The following is a 20,657-nucleotide window of genomic DNA, read 5'->3' as shown; positions in this document are numbered from 1 at the left end:
CGGTTGCTCACTTCGCCGGCGTGGCCGCTGCCGCGCGGGCAAGATTGTTTTCATATTGCATCTTGCCGGAGAGATATTGCTTCGGCCAGGGGATCGAGGTCAGGCCGATCTTGGCGGCTTCGTGCAGCGACCAGGCGGGATCGGCCAGATGCGGACGGGCGACAGCGCAGAGATCGGCACGACCAGCGGCGATGATCGAATTGGCATGATCGGCCTCCGAGATCGCGCCGACGGCGATCGTTGGAATGCCGATCTCATTGCGGATCTTGTCCGAGAATGGTGTCTGGAACAGGCGGCCATAGACCGGCTTTTCCTCCTTCGACACCTGACCGGACGAACAATCGATCAGATCGGCGCCGGCTTTCTTGAACAGGGCCGCGAAAATCGCCGCATCCTCCGGCGTGTTGCCGCCATCGGTCCAGTCATGGCAGGAAAGACGCACGGACATGGGCTTGTCCTCCGGCCAGATTGTGCGCATGGCCCGGAAGATTTCCAGCGGGTAGCGGGCGCGGTTTTCATGGCTGCCACCGTACTCGTCGTCGCGCACATTGGTGAGCGGCGACAGGAAGCTCGACAGGAGATAGCCGTGGGCGCAGTGCAGTTCCAGCCAATCGGCGCCCGTGGTGATCGCCAGTTCCGTCGCACGGACGAAATCGGCCTTGACGCGGTCCATATCGGCGCGGTCCATGGCCTTGGGTATCTGACTATTCCTGAGATAGGGAACGGCGGATGCCGAGATCAGCGGCCATTCGCCTTCGGCTACTGGCTGATCGATGCCCTCCCAGGCAACTTTGGTTGCCCCTTTGCGGCCGGCATGGCCGAGCTGGATGCCGACCTTGGCGGCGCTGTTTGAATGGACGAATTCGACAAGCCGCCGCCACTGTGCCGCCTGTTCTTCGTTCCAGAGGCCGAGGCAGCCGGGGGTAATGCGGGCATCGGGCGTGACGCAGGTCATTTCCGCAAAGACGAGACCAGCACCACCGAGCGCGCGTGAGCCGAGATGGATGATGTGAAAATCGTTCATCACGCCGTTTTCTGCCGAATACATCGCCATGGGCGAGACTACGATGCGGTTGATGAGCGTCACGTCGCGTAGCTGATAGGGCGTGAACATCGGCGGCAGGCAGCGCTCGTTGCCGACCGCAAGGCCGGATTTCTTGGCGAACCAGCGTTCATAACCTTCCAGCCAGTCCTTATCGCGCAGCCGCAGGTTCTCGTGGCTGATGCGCTGCGAGCGGGTGAGCATCGAATACATGAACTGCTCGGGTTCTAGCGTGTCGGCATAGCGCCTCCCGACCACTTCGAACCATTCCATGGCATTGCGCGCCGCGTTCTGGATGCGGGCGACGTCGACGCGGCGGATCTCTTCATAGGTTTCGAGAATCGCCGGAATCTTTTCCTTGCTGTGCCCGTGGATCTGGAATTGCCGGGTCAGCTCGATCGCGTCGTCAATGGCGAGTTTCGTGCCGGAGCCGATGGCGAAATGCGCGGTGTGGGCGGCGTCGCCCATCAGCACGACATGCGAATTGCCGTTGAAATGACTCCACTTGCCGCAGATCAGCCGGTTGAAGTTCAGCCAGGCCGAGCCGCGGATATGGCGGGCATTGGTCATCAGCGAGGCGCCGTCGAGCACTTCCGAGAACAAGTTTTCGCAGAAGGCGATCGAGCCGTCCTGATCCATTTTGTTGAGACCGTGGGCAAGATAGGCTTCCTCGGTGGTTTCGACGATGAAGGTCGAGGTCTTGTCGTCGAACTTGTAGATATGCGCCTGGAACCAGCCGTACTCGCTCTTGCGGAAATCGAAGGTAAATGCGTCGTAGAGCTTGTTGGTGCCGAGCCAGATGTAGCGATTCGGCCGGGTGATCATGTCCGGCTGGAAGACGTCGGGATAGTGGTTACGAATCTTCGAGTTAAGACCATCCGAACCGATAATCAGATCGGCGTCCGGAAAGTCGAGATCGGACGTTACGTCGGTCTCGAAGATCAGCTCGACGCCAAGCGCTTCGCAGCGCTTCTGCAGGATATTCAGCAGCTTCTTGCGGCCGATGCCGACAAAGCCGTGGCCGGAGGTGCGCTGGCGCGTGCCCTTGAACCAGACCTCGATATCATCCCAATGATTGAAGGCATCTTCGATCTCGGCGGCGCTTTCCGGATCCCATTCGCGCATCGATACCATGGTGGCATCGGAGAAGACGACACCCCAGCCGAAGGTGTCATAGGGGCGGTTGCGCTCAACGACCTTGATGGAAAGCTCGGGATGCAACTTCTTCATCAGAAGCCCGAAATAGAGGCCCGCGGGTCCGCCGCCGATACAGACGATTTGCATCGCTTATCCCTCCTGTGACGCCGAAGCCCGGGTCACGAAAATTATTTAAGTTTAAAATATCTTGTCGCCACCATTCGTCAAGAGTTGTGTTGCGGGATTTTGAGCCCGAAATGCGATTCCGATGGCGCAATCAGATCAAAATATCCTGTGAAATCAATGGGTATTAAATTATTTTAGGCTTAAAATTTCTTGCTTGAACATTTGCGCCTTCGGTGCAATCATTTTCCGCGATGCTGCACACGCTACCGGGAGATCGGCGTTGGGTGTCGAATTGGGTCGAGAGGAATGCGGGAGCGAACCATGCTTGGACCGACGGGTCATGCCGATACATTCACGCGGGACAACCTGCCGCTAGCAGGGGAATGGCCGGAGCTGCTGCTGGACGGTTTCGACTATCCCGAATGGCTGAATGCCGGTGTCGAACTCAGCGACCGCATGGTCGAGCGCGGTTTCGGCGATCATGTCGCGCTGATCGGCAACGGCCGCCGGCGTACCTACAAGGAGCTGGCGGACTGGACCAATCGCATCGCCCATGCGCTTGTCGAGAATTTCGGTATCAAGCCCGGCAATCGCGTTCTCATCCGCTCGGGCAACAATCCGGCGATGATTGCCTGCTGGTTGGCTGTGACCAAGGTCGGCGCCGTCGCGGTCAACACCATGCCGATGCTGCGATCAGGCGAGTTGTCGAAGATCATCGACAAGGCGGAAATCACTTTTGCGCTCTGCGACACGAGGCTGCTGGAAGATCTCGTTGCGGCGGCGAAGGAAAGCCGGTTTCTGAAGCAGGTCGTCGGCTTCGACGGCACCGCCAATCACGACGCAGAGCTTGATCGCATCGCGCTCAACAAGCCGGTGCGTTTCGAGGCGGCAAAGACGGGGCGGGATGATGTGGCGCTGCTCGGCTTCACCTCGGGGTCGACGGGCGTTCCCAAGGCCACCATGCATTTCCATCGGGATATCCTCATCATCGCCGATGCCTATGCCAAGGAAGTCCTGCAGGTAACGCCCGAGGATGTTTTCATCGGCTCACCGCCGATCGCCTTTACCTTCGGGCTTGGTGGTCTCGTCGTATTCCCGCTGCGGTTCGGAGCGTCGACGGCGCTACTCGAAAACGCCTCGCCGAAGAATATGATCGAGATCATTCAGGAATATGGCGCGACGATCAGTTTCACCGCGCCGACTGCCTATCGCGCCATGCTGGCGGCGATGGAGGAAGGGGCGGATCTTTCTTCCCTCCGCATTGCGGTTTCGGCCGGCGAGACGCTGCCGGGGCCCATCTTCGAAGAGTGGACGCGAAAGACTGGCAAGCCGATCCTCGACGGTATCGGCTCGACCGAGTTGCTGCATATCTTCATTTCCAACCGGCTTGACGATGCCAAGCCCAATTGCACCGGCAAGCCGCTTGCCGGCTACGAGGCGCGCGTCGTCGACGACGACATGAACGAAGTCCCGCGCGGCACGATCGGCAAGCTGGTGGTTCGCGGCCCGATCGGTTGCCGCTACCTCGCCGACCACCGTCAGGGCGATTATGTCAGGGATGGCTGGAACGTGACGGGGGACAGCTTCATCCAGGATGAAGACGGCTATCTCCACTTCGCCGCACGCTCCGACGATATTATTCTTTCGGCCGGCTACAATATTGCCGGGCCGGAAGTGGAGGCGGCACTTCTATCGCATGGTGACGTGTTGGAATGCGCTGTCGTCGGCAAGCCCGATGAAGATCGCGGCCATATTGTTCAGGCGCATGTGGTGTTGATGCCCGGCATCGCCGGCTCGGATTTGCTGGTGAAGACGCTGCAGGATCACGTCAAGGCAATGATCGCGCCCTATAAATATCCCCGCTCGATCGTCTTCGTGGACGCTTTGCCGAAGACGGAATCGGGCAAGATCCAGCGTTTTCGGCTCAAATAGCTGGCTTAAGCCGCATCCTCCTGCTCGGTTTCGCGACCGAGCCAGGTCGGGTCGATCTCCGGCAGCGGGATGGCGTCCAGCAGCATGCGGGTATAGCCGGAGGCCGGTGCTGCAAAGACACGTTCGCAATCGCCTTCCTCTACGACGCGGCCGCGGCGCATCACATAGACGCGGTCGCAAACGGCGCGAATGACGGAGAGATCGTGGCTGATGAAAGCCATGGACAGGCCGAGATCGCGGGAAAGCTCCTTCAGCAAATTCAGCACTTGCGCCTGCGTCGAGACATCGAGGCCGGAGACGATTTCGTCGGCAAGCACGAAATCCGGCTCCAGCAGGGCGGCGCGGGCGATGCCGATGCGCTGGCGCTGGCCGCCGGAAAGCTCATGCGGATTGCGGTCGAGACAGGCATGCGGCAGCGTCACGCGGTCGAGGATGGCAGCGACCCGGCGTTCGGCGGCCTGCCGGTCAGTCACCAGCCCGTGCAGCAACAGCGGCTCGACCAGAATGCGGCGGATCGTATGGCGCGGATTGAGCGAGGCCATGGGGTCCTGGAAGATCATCTGCATGCGCCGGCGCAGCGGCCGCATCTCGGTGTCCGGCATGTGAGTAATGTCCTTGCCGTCGAAATGGATCGTGCCGGCGGAGAGGTCGACCAGCCGCAGCAGCGCCCGTCCAAGCGTCGTCTTGCCGGAGCCGCTTTCGCCAACGATGCCAACAGTCTCGCCGCGGCGGATGTCGACATCGACGCTGTGCAGCACCCTGTTGCCGCCGTCGGCGGGGCCAAAAAGATGACGCTTGGCGCCGTAGGTGACGTCGAGGCCTTTGGCGGAGAGGAGTATGTCGGACGCACTCATCTTCCGCCCTCCCGAATGCCGATTTCATGGCGCAATTGTTCGAAAACCGCTTGCGGCACCGGCGTCAGCCCGGCATCGGGCCGGTCATAGCGCGGACCGGCGGCGATGAGGGATTTCGTATAGATGTGTTGGGGATTGCCGAGCACGTCAGCAGTGCGGCCTTCCTCGATAACCTTGCCGGCATAAAGCAGGGTGACGGTGTCGCAGATCTGCGCGACGACGCCAAGATCGTGGGTGACGAAGATGACGGCGGTGCCGTGCGCTTCCTGCAGGCCGCGGATTAGCCGCAGGATCTGCTTCTGTACCGTGACATCGAGCGCTGTCGTCGGCTCGTCGGCAACGACCAGTTTTGGCTCCAGCGCGAAGGCGGCGGCGATCAATATGCGCTGGCGCATGCCGCCGGAGAGTTCGTGCGGATAGGCGCGCAATACCCGTTCAGGATCGCGGATATGTACTTCCGTCAGCAATTTCAGGGCCCGCAGCCTGGCATCGCGCGAAGACAGGCCGCGCTTCAGCCGCAAACCGTCGGTCAATTGCGCCTCGATGCGACGGCCGGGATTGAGGGCGGTCTGCGGGTCCTGCGGGATCAGCGAGATCTCGTTGCCCATGATGTCGCGAAGCTGCTTCGCGGGCAGTTTCAGCAAGTCGTGGCTTTCGAATAGAATTGAGCCGCTGGTAACGCGTACGGTACGTGGCAAAATACCGAGCAAGGCCTTGGCGATAGTGGATTTGCCGGCGCCGCTTTCGCCGACGAGGCCGCGGACTTCGCCGCGTTGCAATATCAGGGAGACATCGCGCAGGATAGGCGCGCCGTCATCGCGGTCGGAGACGGCGTTCAAGCCGGTGATGGAGAGAAGCGGTTCGGTCATCGGCGCATCACCGGGTCGAGGGCGCGGCGCAGGCCGTCGCCGAGTTGGTTGAAGGCAAGCACCGTGGCGAAGAGTGCGATGAGCGGCACGAGGAGCACCCACCAGCCGTCATAGATGATCTGCCTACCTTGGGCGATCATGCCGCCCCAGGTCGGCGTGTCCGAGGAGACCGACAGGCCGACAAAGGAAAGGATGGCCTCGACGATGACGGCGATACCCATCTCCAGGCTGACGAGGGCGATCAGCACAGGCGCGACATTTGGCAGGATTTCGCTGAACAGGATTTTTGCACGCGAGAAGCCGATCGTGCGGGCGGCGGTGACATAATCCATTTGTGCCTGCGCCTGGGTTTCGGAGCGTACGACGCGGCAGAAGCGCGTCCAGTCGATGATGACGATGGCGGCGATGACCGAATGCACGCCGGAGCCGAAAACGGCCACCAGCAGGATCGATAGCAGCACCGGCGGAAAGGCCATCCAGATATCGACGAGTCTGGAGATCACCTTGTCGATCCAGCCGCCATACCAGCCGGCGAAAAGGCCGAGCAGCGTGCCGATCAAGGCCGCCAAGCCTGCCGCGACGAAGGCGACGATGAGGGCGACGCGCGAGCCGAAGATGGCGCGAGACAGTACGTCGCGGCCGAGATCGTCCGTGCCAAGGAGAAAGCCCGGATCGGAACCGTTAAGCCAGACGGGCGGCAAAGTACCCGACATCAGGTCCTGCTCCAGCGGGTCTTTCGGTGCGATATAGGGTGCGAAGATCGCAAGGATGATCAGGATGAGGATGAAGCCGCCGCCGAAGATCACCTTGGGTTCCGATAGCAGCGCGCGCAGGCGCTTAGCGTTGCGTGGTGGTTTGAGGGAGGCGGTCGCAGCGATATCAGCCATGGGCGAGCCTCGGATTGAAGGCGGCCACCAGCAGATCGACGGCCAGATTGATGAGAATAAAGAGGGCGCCGAAAACCAGCACAAGACCCTGGATCAGGGGCAGGTCGCGATTGATGACGGCGTCGATCGCCATATTGCCGATGCCGGGATAGGCGAAGATGCGCTCGACGATGACGGTGCCGCCGATCAGGAAGGTGAACTGCACGCCGGTGAGCGCGATCGTCGGGCCGACAGCATTGCGGAGCGCTTCCTGCAGCACCAGGCGCAGGTTCGACATGCCTTTGAGTTTGGCGAGCAGAATATAGTCCTGCACCATGGCTTCCGAGAGCGTCGTCTTCAGCACACGGGCGATGATGGCGGCGAGCGGCAGGCCAAGCGCCAGCACCGGCATGACCATGTGGGAGACGATATCCGCGAAGATCGAGAAACGGAAGGTGACCAGGCTTTCTATGAGATAGAAGGGCGTCGTGAATTGCGCGTCGATGCTCGGATCGATGCGGCCGGAAAGCGGGAAGAGCGGAAAAAGAACGCCGAGGACCAGCACGAGAGCAAGCGCCCAGACGAAATCCGGCACGGCGAGAAAGAGGCCGTTGAGGCTATCGATAATGGGCTCCAGCGGCGTGCGCCGGACAAGCGTGCCGACAATGGCGACCGTGCCGCCGAGAAGAACTGCCAGCGCCAGGGCTGCAAAGGCTAGCTCCAGCGTCGCCGGCAGGCGTTCGCCGAGCAAGGAGAGAACGTCACGCTTCAACGAGATCGAGGTTCCGAAATCACCCGTCAAAACCGATTTCAGCCAGATGCCGAACTGCATCGGCAGGCTGGAGTCGAGGCCGTAATGGGCACGCAGCGCGGCGATATCGGTCGGAGTAGCGCCCGGCGATATCATCATCGCAATCGGATCGCCCGGCACGACGCGCAGCAGCACGAAGACGATCAACGCCACGCCGAACAGCGTGATGGCGGCCATGATCAGGCGATTGAGAATGGAAACTGCTAGCATTCGTTATGAGTTCCGATCGCATTCGCTGGTGGCGATGGAGAGCCCCGAGCCCCTCATCCGCCCTGTCGGGCACCTTCTCCCCATTTTGACGGGGAGAAGGGGAAAGACGCATCCACAGCCTTCCATCCGACTGCCTTCCCGGGCGAGGGTACAAAGGTCGTTCCCTCGCCCCGCTTGCGGGGAGAGGGCTAGGGTGAGGGGCAAAGCCGCAAGAGCGAAACTCTGCCCATCAAGCCTTCGACACCAGTGTCGGCTGCAGGGCGCCAGAAACATTCGGCGTCACCTTCAGGCTCGACTTATAGACGATCGGCTGGACATATTGCAGCAGGGGGATCACGTAGCCCTGCTCGGCGATATACTTGATCGCAGCCTTCCAGCCGGCAATTCGCTTCGCCTCGTCCTTTTCGACCCAGAGCGGCCCCAGCATGTCGTCAACATCCTTGGTCTTCCAGGCTGAGTGCGGCGAGGGGCCGAACATGGCGAAGCCGGTTGAGGTCGTCGGGTCGCCGATGGCGTTGCCCCAGTTGTAGAAGGCGGCCGGGCCGAGCTTGTGGGCGGCGCGCAGCTCGTAATGCTTGGCGATTTCGTAGACCTCGATATCAGCTTCGATGCCGACCTTGCGCCACATGCCGACGATCGCCTGGATCATCTCGTAATCCTTTGGCTTGAAGCCGCGGGTAGTCTTGATGCCGAACTTCACCGGCTTTTCCGGCGAATAGCCGCTGGCCGCCAAGAGCTTCTTGGCCTGCTCCGGATCGTAGGGGATCTTGATCGAGGCGTCGTAGGCCTCGTATTCCGGCGCTTCCAGCGTTGACAGAGGCTTGCCGTAACCGCGTAGAAGGCGCTTGATGATCGCTTCCTTGTCGATCGCCATATTAGCGGCGAGGCGGACATTCTTGTCCAGCATCGGATCGACATTGCTGATGAAGATCATGCCGATATCGGAGATCGGTGTGGCGACGCCGGCAAGTCCCGATTTCTTCTTCAGGCGGTCGAAATCCTCGTAGGGGATTTCGAGCGTCACGTCGGAGGAGCCGGATTCGATCTCGGCGACGCGGCTGGTCGTATCCGGTACGAATTTGAAGATGACGGTATCGAAGGCCGGCTTGCCGCCGAAATAGTTGGGGTTCGCCTTCAGCCGCAGATAGGAATTGCCCTCATAGGCGTCGACCATGTAGGGGCCGGTGCCGACGGGCTTCTTTTCGAAGCCTTCCGCGCCGACCTTGCTGTAGTAATCCTTGGGCAGGACATAGCCGGTCAGGAAAGCCATCCATTTGAAATAGGTCGGCTCGAAGCGAACGACATCGCCGGTGATGCGGTTGCCTTCCACCTTATAATTGTTGGCCGTCGACCAGATGAACTGGATCGGATTGCCGGTCTCTTGTTTGGCGGCGCGCTCCAGCGACCAGACGACGTCGTCCGGAGTGAACTTGGAGCCGTCATGCCAGGTGACGCCCTCGCGGACATCCATCCAGACCTTGGTCTTGTCGTCGTTCCAGCCCCAGGCGGTGAGCAAGCCCGGCTGGAATTTCAGATCCGGGCCTTGGCCGATATATTGGTCGAAGACGGAGCGATAGATCGCCTGGATCGTCGGATTGACCGCCGAGGGGCCGGTGGTAGGGTCAAAAGAGGGCAAATTGACATTGAAGGCAATCGTCAGCGTGCCGGCCTCGGCGGCTTCCACGCTCGTCCTGCCTGCGAGAATTCCCGTAATGAAAGCGGCCGCGCCGAGGCTCAATGCCTCGCGCCGAGTAAGTGTCGTCATGATCACTCCGTTCCCCTGTTAAGCGGCAGAGAAGCGTGACGCCCACCTGCCACTGGCGATTTATTTTCGGAATGTTTTAATCTTAAAATAAGCCTCCAAAACCGGCAAGCGCTTTCTCTGGGCATTTCGCAGATTCCGGCGTGCTTTTTTGATCGCGATTTCGGCGATGAAGCTCATAATTTATGCAATTGCATATATGTACGTTCGTCATTTATGACTCAGAATAGTATTTTTTGAACCCTCAACTCTATGTCTGCCTCGCGCGATTCGCCGGATTGCGAGGTTTCCCATTTGTTCGTTGACAGCCGGATGGGGTTCAAAATATGATTTTGCAAATGATTTAAAACAAGCCCGATAAGGCAAAGGGGTAGCTTCGATGGCCGAACGGTCGTTTGCGCGCGAAGTCGAGGATCTGAAGCTTGGAGAAGGCGATATCTTCCGTGGCGAAGGTATTCTCGCGATCACCAAGGCGCTGCTGCAATCCGGTGTTTCCTATGTCGGCGGCTACCAGGGATCGCCGATTTCCCATCTCATGGACGTGTTGGCCGATGCCAAGGATGTGATGGAGGACCTGGGCGTTCATTTCGAGACTTCGGCTTCGGAAGCTGCCGCTGCCGCCATGCTTTCGGCCTCGGTCATGTATCCGGTGCGCGGCGCCGTCACATGGAAGTCGACGGCGGGCACCAATGTTGCCTCCGACGCGCTCTCCAACCTCTCATCCGGTGGCGTCACCGGCGGCGCGCTGATCATCATCGGCGAAGACTATGGCGAAGGCTCCTCGATCATGCAGGAGCGCAGCCACGCCTATGCGATGAAGTCGCAGATGTGGCTGCTCAATCCGCGCCCGAACCTGCCCTCGATCGTGCAGGCGGTCGAAGAGGGCTTTGAACTGTCGGAAGCCTCAAATACGCCGGTCATGCTGCAGGTGGGCATTCGTAGCTGCCATGTTCACGGCCAGTTCGATGCCAAGGACAACAAGCGGCCGAAATATACGCTTAGGCAGGCGCTGGAAAATCCGGTGCGCGACGTCAACCGCATCGTGCTGCCGCCGGCCTCCTTCCTGCATGAGAAGGAGAAGCTGGAGAAGCGCTGGCCGGCCGCTGTCGACTTCATCAAGAAGCGTCAGCTCAACGAATATTTCGGTCCGTCCGAAGGCGACGTCGGCATCATCCTGCTGGGCGGCATGTATAACGGCGTCATGCGCGCGCTGCAGCAGCTCGGCCTTGCCGATGTCTACGGTAACTCGGCTATTCCGCTTTATGTCCTCAACGTCGCCTATCCGCTGATCGACGATCAGATGGCCGAATTCTGCGCGAGCAAAAAGGCCGTGCTGATGGTCGAGGAGGGGGCGCCGGAATATATCGAACAGTCGCTCAACACCATCCTGCGCCGCCGTGACATCCAGACCAAGGTTTCCGGCAAGGATGTCCTGCCGATGGGTGGCGAATATACCCCGCCGGTGCTGGTGAAGGGCATCAAGAACTTCGTCGAAACGCATCAGCGCGTGTTGCTCGGCAACCAGCCGCCTTTGCCGGACCCGACGCCTGTTCTCAACGACCCGAAGGTTAAGGCGCTGGCCGAAGTCGTGCCGCCACGCCCGCCGGGGTTCTGTGTCGGCTGTCCCGAAAGGCCGATTTTCGCGGCGATGAAGCTGGTTGAGAATGAACTCGGCCAGCATCACATCTCCGGCGATATCGGCTGTCACCTGTTTTCGATCCTGCCGCCGTTCAACATTGGTAGCACGACGATGGGCTATGGCCTCGGTCCGGCGGCCGCCTCCGCCTTCAATGTCGCCGCCGACAAGCGGGCTATTTCCGTGATGGGCGATGGCGGGTTCTGGCATAACGGCCTGGCGACCTCGGTCGGCAATGCCGTCTTCAACAAGCAGGACGGCGTCATTCTCGTCGTCGACAACTATTATTCGGCGGCAACCGGCGGCCAGGACATCCCGTCTTCGCGGGCGCTGAACCCGCGCCGCAAGACCAACAATTCCATCGTCAACGCCGTCAAGGGCATCGGCGCCACCTGGGTTCGCCAGATCGACCGGACCTATGATGTCGGCAAGATGCGCGACACGCTGCGCGAGGCGCTGACTTCGAAGGAGCCCGGCCCGAAGATCATCGTCGCCTCGTCGGAATGCATGCTGAACAAGCAGCGGCGCGTGAAGCCGCAATTCGCGCAGGCGGTGAAGGCCGGCGCGCGCATGGTCAAGGAACGCTTTGGTGTCGATGAGGATGTCTGTACGGGCGATCATGCCTGCATCCGTCTTTCCGGCTGCCCGTCGCTGTCGGTCAAGCATACCGACGATCCGCTGAAGGATGATCCGGTGGCGGCGGTCGACAATAATTGCGTCGGCTGCGGCAATTGCGGCGAAGTGGCGGAGGCTGCCGTCCTCTGTCCTTCCTTCTATCGCGCCGATATCATCCACAATCCCTCTGGCTGGGATCGCTTCCTCGCCCGCATGCGCGCGGCCGTCATCGGCTGGCTGCAGGCCCGCCGCCGGGCCGGCCGCATCGTCTTTGCGGACTGAGGGATCGATATGAACGAGCATGTCAGCATGACCAATAATATTGGCGCCCAACGTCTGTCGACCGACAAACCGCTATCGCTGGCAGTCCTCGCCATGGGCGGGCAGGGTGGCGGTGTCTTGGCCGACTGGATCGTCGGGCTTGCCGAAGCGGAAGGCTGGATGGCGCAGACCACCTCTGTCCCCGGCGTGGCGCAGCGCACGGGCGCCACGATCTACTATATCGAGATGCTGCCGGTCCGTGACGGCCATGCGCCGATCTTTTCGCTGATGCCGACGCCGGGCGATGTCGATGTCGTCCTGGCTGCCGAGCTGATGGAAGCCGGCCGCTCCGTGCTGCGCGGCCTGGTCACGCCCGACAAGACCGTGCTGATCGCCTCGACGCATCGCTCCTTCGCTGTCGGCGAAAAGGAGAAGCCGGGCGATGGAATCGGCAATCCGGAAGTGGTGGTCGATGCCACGGATTTTGCCGCCAAACGCACCATCGCCTTCGATATGGAAACACTGGCGGTCAAGAACGGCAGCGTGATTTCCGCTTCGATGTTCGGTGCGCTCGCGGCCTCGGGGGCGCTGCCCTTCGCCAAGCAGGCCTTTGAAGCCATGATCCGTGCCGGCGGCAGGGGCATCGAACCCAGCCTGAAGGCTTTCAATGCAGCCTTCGATCGCGCCAAGGACAAGCCGCGCGATCCCGTTTCCGCGACGCCATCGAAACATTTCGATGCCCTGCCGGAAACGGCTGGTCATCCGGCGCTCGATGGTCTCGTATATCGCATCCGCACCGAGTTTCCGGAAGAGGCGTTGCCGCTGCTGTTTGCCGGCGTCAAGAAACTCACCGACTATCAGGACCCGGCCTATGCCGATGAATATCTGACCCGCGTTGCAGCGCTCTATGCCCTGGATCAGAAGGCCGGCGGCGCGGCCAAGGATTTCGCCTTCACCGTGCAGGCAGCGAAATATACCGCGGTCGCCATGGCCTATGACGATGTCATCCGCGTCGCCGATCTGAAGGTGCGCGCGTCGCGCTTCGATCGCGTACGCAAGGAAGTTGGCGCCAAGGACGACCAGATCGTCTATGTGACCGAATATATGCATCCACGCATGGAAGAGGTTTGCGGCACCTTGCCGAAAGGCCTCGGCCTCTGGATCGAGGGCCGGCCCAAGCTCTTCAATCGCCTGGATCGTCTCGTCAACAAAGGCCGCCGTGTGCAGACCGGAACGCTCTTCTGGTTCCTCGGGCTTTACATCGTCTCAGCGCTGCGCCGAACCCGCCGCGGTACGCTGCGCCATATGCGCGAAACCGAGCATCGCGAAACCTGGCTTGCAGCCGCGACCGACTTGTTTGAGGTAAACTACGATCTCGCCGTCGAAGTCCTCAACAACCGCCGTCTGGTCAAAGGCTATTCCGACACCCATGCGCGCGGCCTTTCCAAGTTCGATCGCGTGATGTCGGCGCTATCGATGCTGCGTGATCGCGACGACGGGGCAGCGTGGATGAAGAGGTTGAGGCAGGCGGCGTTGCTGGATGAGAAGGGGATTGCGCTCGATGGGGCGCTGAAGACGGTGGCGACGCTGTGATGATTGACGACCATGCCCAGAATGAGAAGATTCGGGCAAAGATACGACAAGCGCTTGAGGACGGCCGTCCAGATGTCTCGGCTGAGGATGTCTTCGAGGAGTTACGCACCTATCACGCAGAAAAACTCAAGCTGGGTGATGATGTCCAATCTCCGTCGTAGTGAGAAGTTCGCTTTTTCTACTTCAAGAGTGCGCTCTGGCCGAGGAGCTGCGGCGAGCGCGGAGTCTTATCTCGCCCTTGGCGGGCGAGAAAGCAATTTCACTGGTTTAGGAATTGCGGCACAGGAGGCGCGCCATGTGCGGAAGTTTGGCGCAATTTCTAAGCCATTGAAATTGCCAGAGCAGGGGTCCGTGCCTTGCTCAACTTAGTTCAGGGGTTCTGTGCGTCCCTGCCTACCCCCGCCCTTGCAAATTCTAATACTTAGCCTTGCGGCTAAATATAAGAATTTGCTTTCCCGCCTGCCAAGGGCGGGATAAGCGTCCTCAAATCTCATGCTTGCGGATATTGTGCAGCACCTTGTGTAGCGTCGAGATGAACGCCCGGTACTCCGTTTCTTCCACGCCATCGAACATCTGCAGAAACAGATCGTACATGGTTGGCCAGACCTTTTCGAAGGCGGCGCGGCCTTCTTCGGTGATGGAGACGTCGCGGATGCGCATGTCCTCGGTGCGGGGCTGGCGGCGGATGAAGCCTTGCTGCTCCAACGAATCCAGCGTGCGGCTCATCGTCGATTGTTCGGTGACGGCAAAGACGGAGAGTTCGTTGATGGTGACCGAGGAGGACACGCTGAGGACGGCGAGAGCCCGCATCTTCGCAGTCGTCATGTCGTATTCGCGCAGCTCTTCCGACATGTTGATGTTCCAGCGGGCCATCAGCCGGTTCATCAGGTAGGGGGCAAAGTGGTTGAGCCCTATCTCGCCCATGGTCGGACGTTTTTCCGTGCCCTCCTTGCGACGCCGCAAAACGGTACCTGAAAACCGTTCCTCCATAAGATGATATCTCCCCGTGGATTCCTGTTATTTTAATGATGATGCAAGCAGGAAACCCGAACCTCCTCCGAGACCCGGCCCAGGATGTGCCGAAGCCCCAATGTGGTACAGGCCTGCTACATGGGTGCGGTGGTTAACAGAGGACTTGAAGGGGCGCCAGAGGAAAAACTGGTCTATGCCGCAGTAGCCGCCATAGGGGTCGCCGCCGACGAGATTCATGTTCATGGCTTCGAGATCGGCGGGCGAATAGGCGCGTCGGGCGAGCTTTATGCCGGAGAAGTTCTCGATATGGCTTTCGAGCACCGCCTCGATGCGGTCGGCATAGCGTTCGCGCACCTCGTCCGTCCAGCGGCCGTCAGCCGGTATCGCAATATCGCCCGCCGCATCGCCCTTGATATGCCGCGGCGCCTCGGGAAGCTGCAGCCAGAGGATCGATTTGCCCGCTGGCGCTCGGCTGGGGTCGAAGGAGGTGGGCTGGCCGACGCAGATGGTCGGTTCGGCCGGCAGCAGCCCCCGTTCGCATTCATTGGCGGCGCGCGAAACGCCGTCGAGGCCTGGCGTCAAATGAAGAAGCGCGACCTTGGCAAGTTCTGCATCCGCCTTCCAGCGTGGCGGCTCGGACAGCGCGTAGTGGATCTGCATATTGCCCTTGCCATAACGATAACGGGCAACGCTCGTCTTGACGTCCGGGGGTGGCGGCGTCGGCCAGTCTTTCAGCAGCCGGTCGTAGAGTTGGTTCGGCGTTACAGAGCAGATGATGCCGGCATTGGCGTTCAGGGTTTCGCCACCCGCAAGCTTGACGCTGCCGGCGCGCCCGCCGGGGCCGGGACCGATGCTTTCGACATCGGTGCCGGTGCGGATCTCGCCGCCATTGTCCGTGATCAGCCGTTCGAAGGCGGTGAGCAGCGCACCGGTGCCGCCTTTGACGACGGGAGTGCCGGCAAGCTCCAGGGCAAAGCCGATGACCTTTAGCATCTCGGCCGAGTAGGCGCTCTCTGGCCCGAGGCCGCAATGCAGCACCCACGGCGCCCAAAGCGCATGAATATCTTCAGAACGATAGGTGGTTTCGAGATAGCCGCGAGCCGGCGTCAAGGCGTTGCCGAACCAGGCGGCGAGCTTGCGTAGGCCGCGGCCCCAACCTTGCTTGGCGACGGCCTTCAAGGTCGAGCCCGACCACAGTGCGCCGCCGAGCAGCGAAAACAGGAAGGGGGCGTCGGCGGCCAGCGCATCCATCTCGCGCAGGAATGTCTGACCGTCGCCGAGCGACAGTTCGTCGAAGGTGGCGATGTTGCGACGCCGATCTTTCGAGAAGATGACGTGCGAACCATCCGGTCTTAACACGCCGGTGGGCAGGTCGGCATGGGCGAATTCGAGGCCGCGGGCCTCCAAATCCTTGCCGATGGCACCATAGGCCGGCGACGTCAGGAACAGCACCATCGTCGTTGCCATGACATCATGGATGAAGCCTGGTTCGGTGATCTCCTCGCTGCGCAGGCAGCCGCCTATGCGGTCGTTGCGCTCGAGGACGAGCACCTTGCGGCCCTTCTTGCCAAGCATGGCAGCCGCGACCAGCGCGTTGATGCCACTGCCGACGATAATGTAATCGGGGGAGGTCATCGGATATCCCCCACCTTCTTCCCAGCGGGGAGAAGGTCGCGCGCAACGCGGGTTGAGGGGGCGTTGCCGGAAGAATTGCCTTTCGCTCGTCGCTCAAGGCGCGGGGAACTATCGCTTCTCGTCCCCCTCATCCGCCCTATCGGGCACCTTCTCCCCTGCGGGGAAAAGGTAGTGAGCCGCCATATCATGCCACCAGCGCCAGCGCGCGCACTGGAGAGCCCGTGCCCTTGACGAACTTCAGTGGCGCGGCGATCAGCACGGCGCCCTTGGCTGGAAGCTGATCGAGGTTGGAGAGGCTGGCGAGGCCGTAGCGGTTGTTCTTGTGCATCAGATTGTGGGCCGGGAAGGGCGGGTTCATGCCGCCGGCGGAACCGGCGTCGGTGCCGATTGTCTCCGAACCCCAACCGATAATGCCCTTCGTCAGCAGATATTCGATCGCCTCGGCGGTCGGACCCGGCGAATGCGGGCCGTTTTCGTCGGCATTGAGGAAGGCTTCGGTCGAGCCGTTGCGCTTGTACCAGTCGGTGCGCAGAAGCACCCAGGTGCCGGGTTCGATCACGCCGTGTTCGGCTTCCCATTCCTTGATGCTGTCGATCGTCAGCAGATAGTCCGGATTGGCGGCAGCTTCCTTCGAGCGGTCGATGACATTCACCGGAGCGACGAAATTCTGCGGCGGAATGGTATCGGTCGTATTGTTTGGGTTGTCCTTGCCGGTGATCCAGTGACAGGGCGCGTCGAAATGCGTGCCGGTGTGCTCGCCGAGTTCGAGCCAGTTCCAGGCCCAGAACGGACCGTCCTCATTATATTGTGAAATCGTGTGCACCTTGACCGAGGGCGTGTTCTTGCCGAACTGGGGCGGCAGATAGAGCACCGGCGTTTCGGGCCCAAGCGGCGCGGTCAGATCGACGACCTTGATGGAGCCCGAAACGAGGGCCGTGGCTAAGCTGGCAAGAGTGTTGGTGGTCATAGTGCGTTCCCCTTTGTGTGGCCTGGCCTTGTTTGAAAACCCCAGAGGGGTCCTCGTTAAGGGCCAAGCCCGAAAGCCATTATCGCCGGGTGTGCGGACGCGATTCCTGAAATCGCAAAGCCGTCCAGCGGCGACCGGATGAGGCGAGCCTATGTTACAATATATGATATTGCAAGCATTCTGCCGGTGCCAAAAGGACCAAAAATGGCGTCGGTTGCGTGTGTTTTGCAACCCAGGCAGCTACCTGAAAATAAAGGCCATTTATACGTTATTTTCCCACGCGGACGACATTCGGTTGTGGTCGTCGGTGCGCGATTTTCCATGATAGGTACTTGAAGCTTAAAGCTCAAAATGTATGCATATGATGATAATAATCACGATATGAGAGGGTGATCGATGAGCTATGATGCGATCATTGTGGGTGCGGGTCATAATGGCCTGGCGGCGGCGGTGCATCTGGCGGCGAAGGGCTGGAAGGTGGCCGTCATCGAGGGCAATGCCGAGCCGGGCGGAGCGGTGAAAACCCGCGAAGTAACGCTGCCGGGTTTTCGGCACGACCTCTGCGCCATGAACCTCTCGATGTTCGCCGGCTCCGCCTTTTTTGCGCAGTACAAGAATGAGTTGACCGCCGCGGGTCTCGGCTTCGTGCCGGCAGCCGATTGTTTTGCCAGCGTCTTCCGCGATGGCACCTATCTCGGCGTCAGCACCGATCTCGAAAAGACCACGGGCGCGATCGCCGATATTTCGCCAGAGGATGCGGCTGCCTGGCGGGCCATGCTGTCGGAATTCGGTTCAGATGCGCCGCATATTTTCGGCCTGCTCGGTGCGCCGATGCCGTCAGCGGCGGCGGCACGGGTCCTTTGGAAGGCATGGCGAGAAAAAGGGGCCGGCTGGCTTTATGAGACCGCACGAATGTTGTTTGCCTCGCCGCGCGATTTTCTCGATGCGCGGTTCCAGAATGCCAAACTCAAGACGATGATGGCTGCCTGGGGATTACATCTCGATTTCGCACCGGATATCGCCGGCGGCGCACTGTTTCCTTATCTTGAATCTATGGCCAACCAGGCCTTTGGCATGGTGATCGGCAAGGGAGGTGCCGATACGATCATCAAGGCGATGGTCGGCACGCTCAAAGCCAAAGGCGGCGAGCTGATGCTTGGCACACGCGTCGACAAGATCGTCACCACCGGCGGCAAGGCGACCGGTGTTGTGCTCGCAGACGGGCGCCGCTACGAGGCCAAGCGCGCTGTCATCGCCAATATTCATCCGCAGATATTGTTCGGAAAGCTTCTCGATCAGGATGCCTCACGTCGAGAGTTCGACCGCAGGCTTACCCGTTTTCGCGCCGGCCCTGGCACGATGATGATCCATCTGGCGCTCTCCGGCCTGCCGGATTGGACTGGTGGCCAGGAGCTCAAGACATTCGCCTATGTCCACATTGCACCGGATATGGAGATGATGTCGCGTGTCTATGCCGAGGCGATGGGTGGGCTTTTGCCGGCCGAGCCGGCATTGGTGGTGGGTCAGCCAACGGCGTTCGATCCGTCACGGGCACCAGATGGACAGCATGTGCTCTGGATACAGGTGCGTGTCCTGCCGGCCGAGTTCAGTCGCGACGCAGCAGGCGAGATCAATGGGCAGAATTGGGATGAGGTGAAGGATGCCTATGCCGAGCGCGTGCTTGACGTCATCGAGCGTTATGCGCCCGGCCTGCGCGGCAAGATTTTGGGCCGGTCGGTGTTTTCACCCGTCGATCTCGAGCGTGAAAATCCCAATCTGATCGGCGGCGACAATCTTTCCGGTAGCCACCATCTCGATCAGAATTTTCTGTTTCGCCCGCTCGCCGGTTATTCGCGCTACAAGACGCCGATCGGCTCGCTCTATATGTGCGGCGCGTCGACCTGGCCGGGTGCGGGCACGGGGGCTGGCTCAGGCTTCATGCTAGGGAAAATGCTGGCGAAGTAACGGTCTTCGAGCTTGGTGCGTAAACCTTTGACATTTGAAATATTGCTCCGTAGACCGTTCATATATGAAATTGCAACGCGATGATTTGAGCTGACATCATGGCAGAGTCCGAAAGTGGAACCGTCGATCTGGAAATCATCGTCCAGGGCACGCAGGAAGGCAAGAAACAGGAACTGCGGCTTTGGCTGCGCATGCTGTCGACCACAAAGCTGATATCGCAGGAAATCCGCCGCCGGCTTCGCAACGAATTCGGCGCGACACTGCCGCAATTCGACCTGATGGCGCAGCTTTATCGCGAGCGAGACGGTCTGCGGCTGGGCGAACTTTCCAAACGCACGATGGTCACCAACGGCAACGTGACGGGATTGGTCGAACGGCTGGAAACGGACGGCCTGGTGCTGCGCGAGACGCCTGACGGCGACCGGCGCGTAACTGTCGCCAAGCTGACGAAGAAGGGCGAGGAGCTGTTCACGGTCATGGCCGCCGCTCATGAGGGGTGGCTGCGAGACATGATGGCCGACGTCGATCCCGCCATCATCGTTGAACTCTGGAAGGATATTGGCGGGGTGAAATCGTCCGTGAACAATCACCTGTCGGGCGCCGCCTTCGACTGATGGCTGCGTTTGGAGCGGTACAGCTTTTCACGGAATCTCAGCACCGCTCTATCTGTTTGTTCTCTGGGACTTCCGGACGGAAAACTGCTGCGGGCTTTCCTGGACTTGCTTAGTGCGCCTTCTCGCTCTTGAACCTCTTTTCGAGCACGCTCACGAGCCGCACCATCGGCCAGAGCAGGATGATATAGATCAGCGCGGCCATGATCAGCGGCGAAGGGTTGGCATAAAAGCCCTGCGCGTTCTGTCCTTCTTTCAGAAGCTCCGGCAGAGCCACGGTCGAGGCGAGCGACGTATCCTTGAACATCGAGACGCAGTTGCTGGTGGTCGGCGGAATGACGATGCGGATCGCCTGCGGCAGCACGACCTTATAGAGCGTCACCAAGAATGGAATGCCGAGGGCAGCAGCCGCCTCGAACTGGCCGCGAGGCACGCTTTCGATGCCCGAGCGGAAGACTTCCGCCGAATAGGCAGCTAGAACGATTGAGAAGCCCAGGATCGCGGACCACCAGGCCGAGAAGCTGATACCGATAAAGGGTAGGGCGTAATAGATCAGGATCAGCACGACCAGCATCGGCATGGCGCGCATGATGTCGATATAGGCGACCATTAGCAGCCGGAACGGCTTCGGCGCATAGAGCCGGATCAGGCTGACGACGAGGCCGCCCAAAACGCCGATGACGATGCTGACCACGCCAAGCGCCAGCGTCATCCAGAGACCGCGCAGCAATTGGGGGAAGGCCGAAATCATGACGTCGGAATTGAAGAAAGTATCGACGAGCGACATTGGCAC

16 protein-coding genes are annotated in these 20,657 nt (G+C 60.4%); 6 read left to right on the top strand and 10 right to left on the bottom strand.

Annotated elements, in window-relative coordinates; all coding sequences use genetic code 11:
- Positions 1-7 precede the first annotated feature (7 nt).
- On the bottom strand, positions 8-2,326 hold the full coding sequence (locus tag C9E91_RS14745; protein WP_107109039.1) for a bifunctional salicylyl-CoA 5-hydroxylase/oxidoreductase: 2,319 nt from the start codon (positions 2,324-2,326) through the stop codon (positions 8-10).
- Between the two features lie 300 nt (positions 2,327-2,626).
- Between C9E91_RS14745 and C9E91_RS14740 the strand changes: the two genes are divergently transcribed.
- A complete protein-coding gene (locus C9E91_RS14740; RefSeq protein ID WP_107109038.1) occupies positions 2,627-4,237 on the top strand; it encodes an AMP-binding protein in 1,611 nt (536 codons plus the stop codon).
- A gap of 5 nt (positions 4,238-4,242) precedes the next feature.
- Here C9E91_RS14740 and C9E91_RS14735 read toward each other — a convergent pair whose 3' ends face one another.
- From C9E91_RS14735 to C9E91_RS14715, 5 genes are all read right to left on the bottom strand, one after another.
- A complete protein-coding gene (locus C9E91_RS14735; protein WP_107109037.1) occupies positions 4,243-5,091 on the bottom strand; it encodes an ATP-binding cassette domain-containing protein in 849 nt (282 codons plus the stop codon).
- Positions 5,088-5,960, bottom strand: a complete 873-nt coding sequence (locus C9E91_RS14730; RefSeq protein ID WP_107109036.1) for an ABC transporter ATP-binding protein — start codon at positions 5,958-5,960, stop codon at positions 5,088-5,090. Before C9E91_RS14730 ends, C9E91_RS14735 begins: the two co-directional genes overlap by 4 nt.
- Positions 5,957-6,847: an ABC transporter permease gene (locus C9E91_RS14725; protein ID WP_107109035.1), complete on the bottom strand. Its 891-nt coding sequence runs from the start codon at positions 6,845-6,847 to the stop codon at positions 5,957-5,959. The genes C9E91_RS14730 and C9E91_RS14725 overlap by 4 nt, the downstream gene beginning before the upstream one ends.
- Complete coding sequence (locus C9E91_RS14720) at positions 6,840-7,847, bottom strand: ABC transporter permease (RefSeq protein ID WP_107109034.1); 1,008 nt, start codon at positions 7,845-7,847, stop codon at positions 6,840-6,842. Before C9E91_RS14720 ends, C9E91_RS14725 begins: the two co-directional genes overlap by 8 nt.
- Positions 7,848-8,076: 229 nt before the next feature.
- A complete protein-coding gene (locus C9E91_RS14715) occupies positions 8,077-9,612 on the bottom strand; it encodes an ABC transporter substrate-binding protein (protein WP_107109033.1) in 1,536 nt (511 codons plus the stop codon).
- 376 nt (positions 9,613-9,988) lie between these two features.
- Between C9E91_RS14715 and C9E91_RS14710 the strand changes: the two genes are divergently transcribed.
- Genes C9E91_RS14710 through C9E91_RS19840 form a run of 3 tightly spaced genes read left to right on the top strand, consistent with a single transcriptional unit; the run spans position 9,989 to position 13,875 of the window.
- Positions 9,989-12,142: a thiamine pyrophosphate-dependent enzyme gene (locus C9E91_RS14710; protein ID WP_107109032.1), complete on the top strand. Its 2,154-nt coding sequence runs from the start codon at positions 9,989-9,991 to the stop codon at positions 12,140-12,142.
- Between the two features lie 9 nt (positions 12,143-12,151).
- The gene (locus tag C9E91_RS14705) at positions 12,152-13,714 is read left to right on the top strand and encodes an indolepyruvate oxidoreductase subunit beta family protein (protein ID WP_107109031.1); all 1,563 of its coding nucleotides are present in this window, start codon (positions 12,152-12,154) and stop codon (positions 13,712-13,714) included.
- Positions 13,714-13,875, top strand: coding sequence for a hypothetical protein (locus C9E91_RS19840; protein WP_181316091.1), 162 nt, complete (start codon positions 13,714-13,716; stop codon positions 13,873-13,875). Before C9E91_RS14705 ends, C9E91_RS19840 begins: the two co-directional genes overlap by 1 nt.
- A 322-nt stretch (positions 13,876-14,197) precedes the next feature.
- On the opposite strand, the gene C9E91_RS14700 is transcribed toward C9E91_RS19840, so the two are convergent.
- The 3 genes from C9E91_RS14700 to C9E91_RS14690 form a co-directional block, all read right to left on the bottom strand.
- The gene (locus tag C9E91_RS14700; RefSeq protein ID WP_028754698.1) at positions 14,198-14,704 is read right to left on the bottom strand and encodes a MarR family winged helix-turn-helix transcriptional regulator; all 507 of its coding nucleotides are present in this window, start codon (positions 14,702-14,704) and stop codon (positions 14,198-14,200) included.
- 27 nt (positions 14,705-14,731) lie between these two features.
- Entirely contained in the window at positions 14,732-16,321 is a 1,590-nt protein-coding gene (locus C9E91_RS14695) for a phytoene desaturase family protein (RefSeq protein ID WP_107109030.1), read from the bottom strand.
- A 184-nt stretch (positions 16,322-16,505) separates the two neighbouring features.
- On the bottom strand, positions 16,506-17,288 hold the full coding sequence (locus tag C9E91_RS14690) for a cyclase family protein (protein WP_107109029.1): 783 nt from the start codon (positions 17,286-17,288) through the stop codon (positions 16,506-16,508).
- 396 nt (positions 17,289-17,684) lie between these two features.
- On the opposite strand from C9E91_RS14690, the gene C9E91_RS14685 reads away from it, so the two are divergent.
- Both C9E91_RS14685 and C9E91_RS14680 read left to right on the top strand, forming a co-directional pair.
- Positions 17,685-19,253: a phytoene desaturase family protein gene (locus C9E91_RS14685; RefSeq protein ID WP_107109028.1), complete on the top strand. Its 1,569-nt coding sequence runs from the start codon at positions 17,685-17,687 to the stop codon at positions 19,251-19,253.
- A 98-nt stretch (positions 19,254-19,351) separates the two neighbouring features.
- On the top strand, positions 19,352-19,867 hold the full coding sequence (locus C9E91_RS14680; protein WP_107109027.1) for a MarR family winged helix-turn-helix transcriptional regulator: 516 nt from the start codon (positions 19,352-19,354) through the stop codon (positions 19,865-19,867).
- Positions 19,868-19,976: 109 nt separating this feature from the next.
- Here C9E91_RS14680 and C9E91_RS14675 read toward each other — a convergent pair whose 3' ends face one another.
- Complete coding sequence (locus C9E91_RS14675; RefSeq protein WP_107109026.1) at positions 19,977-20,651, bottom strand: amino acid ABC transporter permease; 675 nt, start codon at positions 20,649-20,651, stop codon at positions 19,977-19,979.
- Positions 20,652-20,657 lie beyond the last annotated feature (6 nt).

It is taken from the genome of Rhizobium sp. SEMIA4064, from assembly GCF_003025035.1.
Taxonomy (GTDB): Bacteria; Pseudomonadota; Alphaproteobacteria; order Rhizobiales; family Rhizobiaceae; genus Rhizobium; species Rhizobium paranaense.
This window is presented reverse-complemented; position numbering and strand designations above follow the sequence as displayed.

Coding starts and splice junctions, on each gene's coding strand:
- C9E91_RS14720 (WP_107109034.1), bottom strand. CDS start 7,847: ATGCTAGCAGTTTCCATTCTCAATCGCCTGATCATGGCCGCCATCACG.
- C9E91_RS14680 (WP_107109027.1), top strand. CDS start 19,352: ATGGCAGAGTCCGAAAGTGGAACCGTCGATCTGGAAATCATCGTCCAG.
- C9E91_RS19840 (WP_181316091.1), top strand. CDS start 13,714: ATGATTGACGACCATGCCCAGAATGAGAAGATTCGGGCAAAGATACGA.
- C9E91_RS14730 (WP_107109036.1), bottom strand. CDS start 5,960: ATGACCGAACCGCTTCTCTCCATCACCGGCTTGAACGCCGTCTCCGAC.
- C9E91_RS14700 (WP_028754698.1), bottom strand. CDS start 14,704: ATGGAGGAACGGTTTTCAGGTACCGTTTTGCGGCGTCGCAAGGAGGGC.
- C9E91_RS14715 (WP_107109033.1), bottom strand. CDS start 9,612: ATGACGACACTTACTCGGCGCGAGGCATTGAGCCTCGGCGCGGCCGCT.
- C9E91_RS14710 (WP_107109032.1), top strand. CDS start 9,989: ATGGCCGAACGGTCGTTTGCGCGCGAAGTCGAGGATCTGAAGCTTGGA.
- C9E91_RS14735 (WP_107109037.1), bottom strand. CDS start 5,091: ATGAGTGCGTCCGACATACTCCTCTCCGCCAAAGGCCTCGACGTCACC.
- C9E91_RS14685 (WP_107109028.1), top strand. CDS start 17,685: ATGAGCTATGATGCGATCATTGTGGGTGCGGGTCATAATGGCCTGGCG.
- C9E91_RS14705 (WP_107109031.1), top strand. CDS start 12,152: ATGAACGAGCATGTCAGCATGACCAATAATATTGGCGCCCAACGTCTG.
- C9E91_RS14740 (WP_107109038.1), top strand. CDS start 2,627: ATGCTTGGACCGACGGGTCATGCCGATACATTCACGCGGGACAACCTG.
- C9E91_RS14690 (WP_107109029.1), bottom strand. CDS start 17,288: ATGACCACCAACACTCTTGCCAGCTTAGCCACGGCCCTCGTTTCGGGC.
- C9E91_RS14695 (WP_107109030.1), bottom strand. CDS start 16,321: ATGACCTCCCCCGATTACATTATCGTCGGCAGTGGCATCAACGCGCTG.
- C9E91_RS14675 (WP_107109026.1), bottom strand. CDS start 20,651: ATGTCGCTCGTCGATACTTTCTTCAATTCCGACGTCATGATTTCGGCC.
- C9E91_RS14745 (WP_107109039.1), bottom strand. CDS start 2,326: ATGCAAATCGTCTGTATCGGCGGCGGACCCGCGGGCCTCTATTTCGGG.
- C9E91_RS14725 (WP_107109035.1), bottom strand. CDS start 6,847: ATGGCTGATATCGCTGCGACCGCCTCCCTCAAACCACCACGCAACGCT.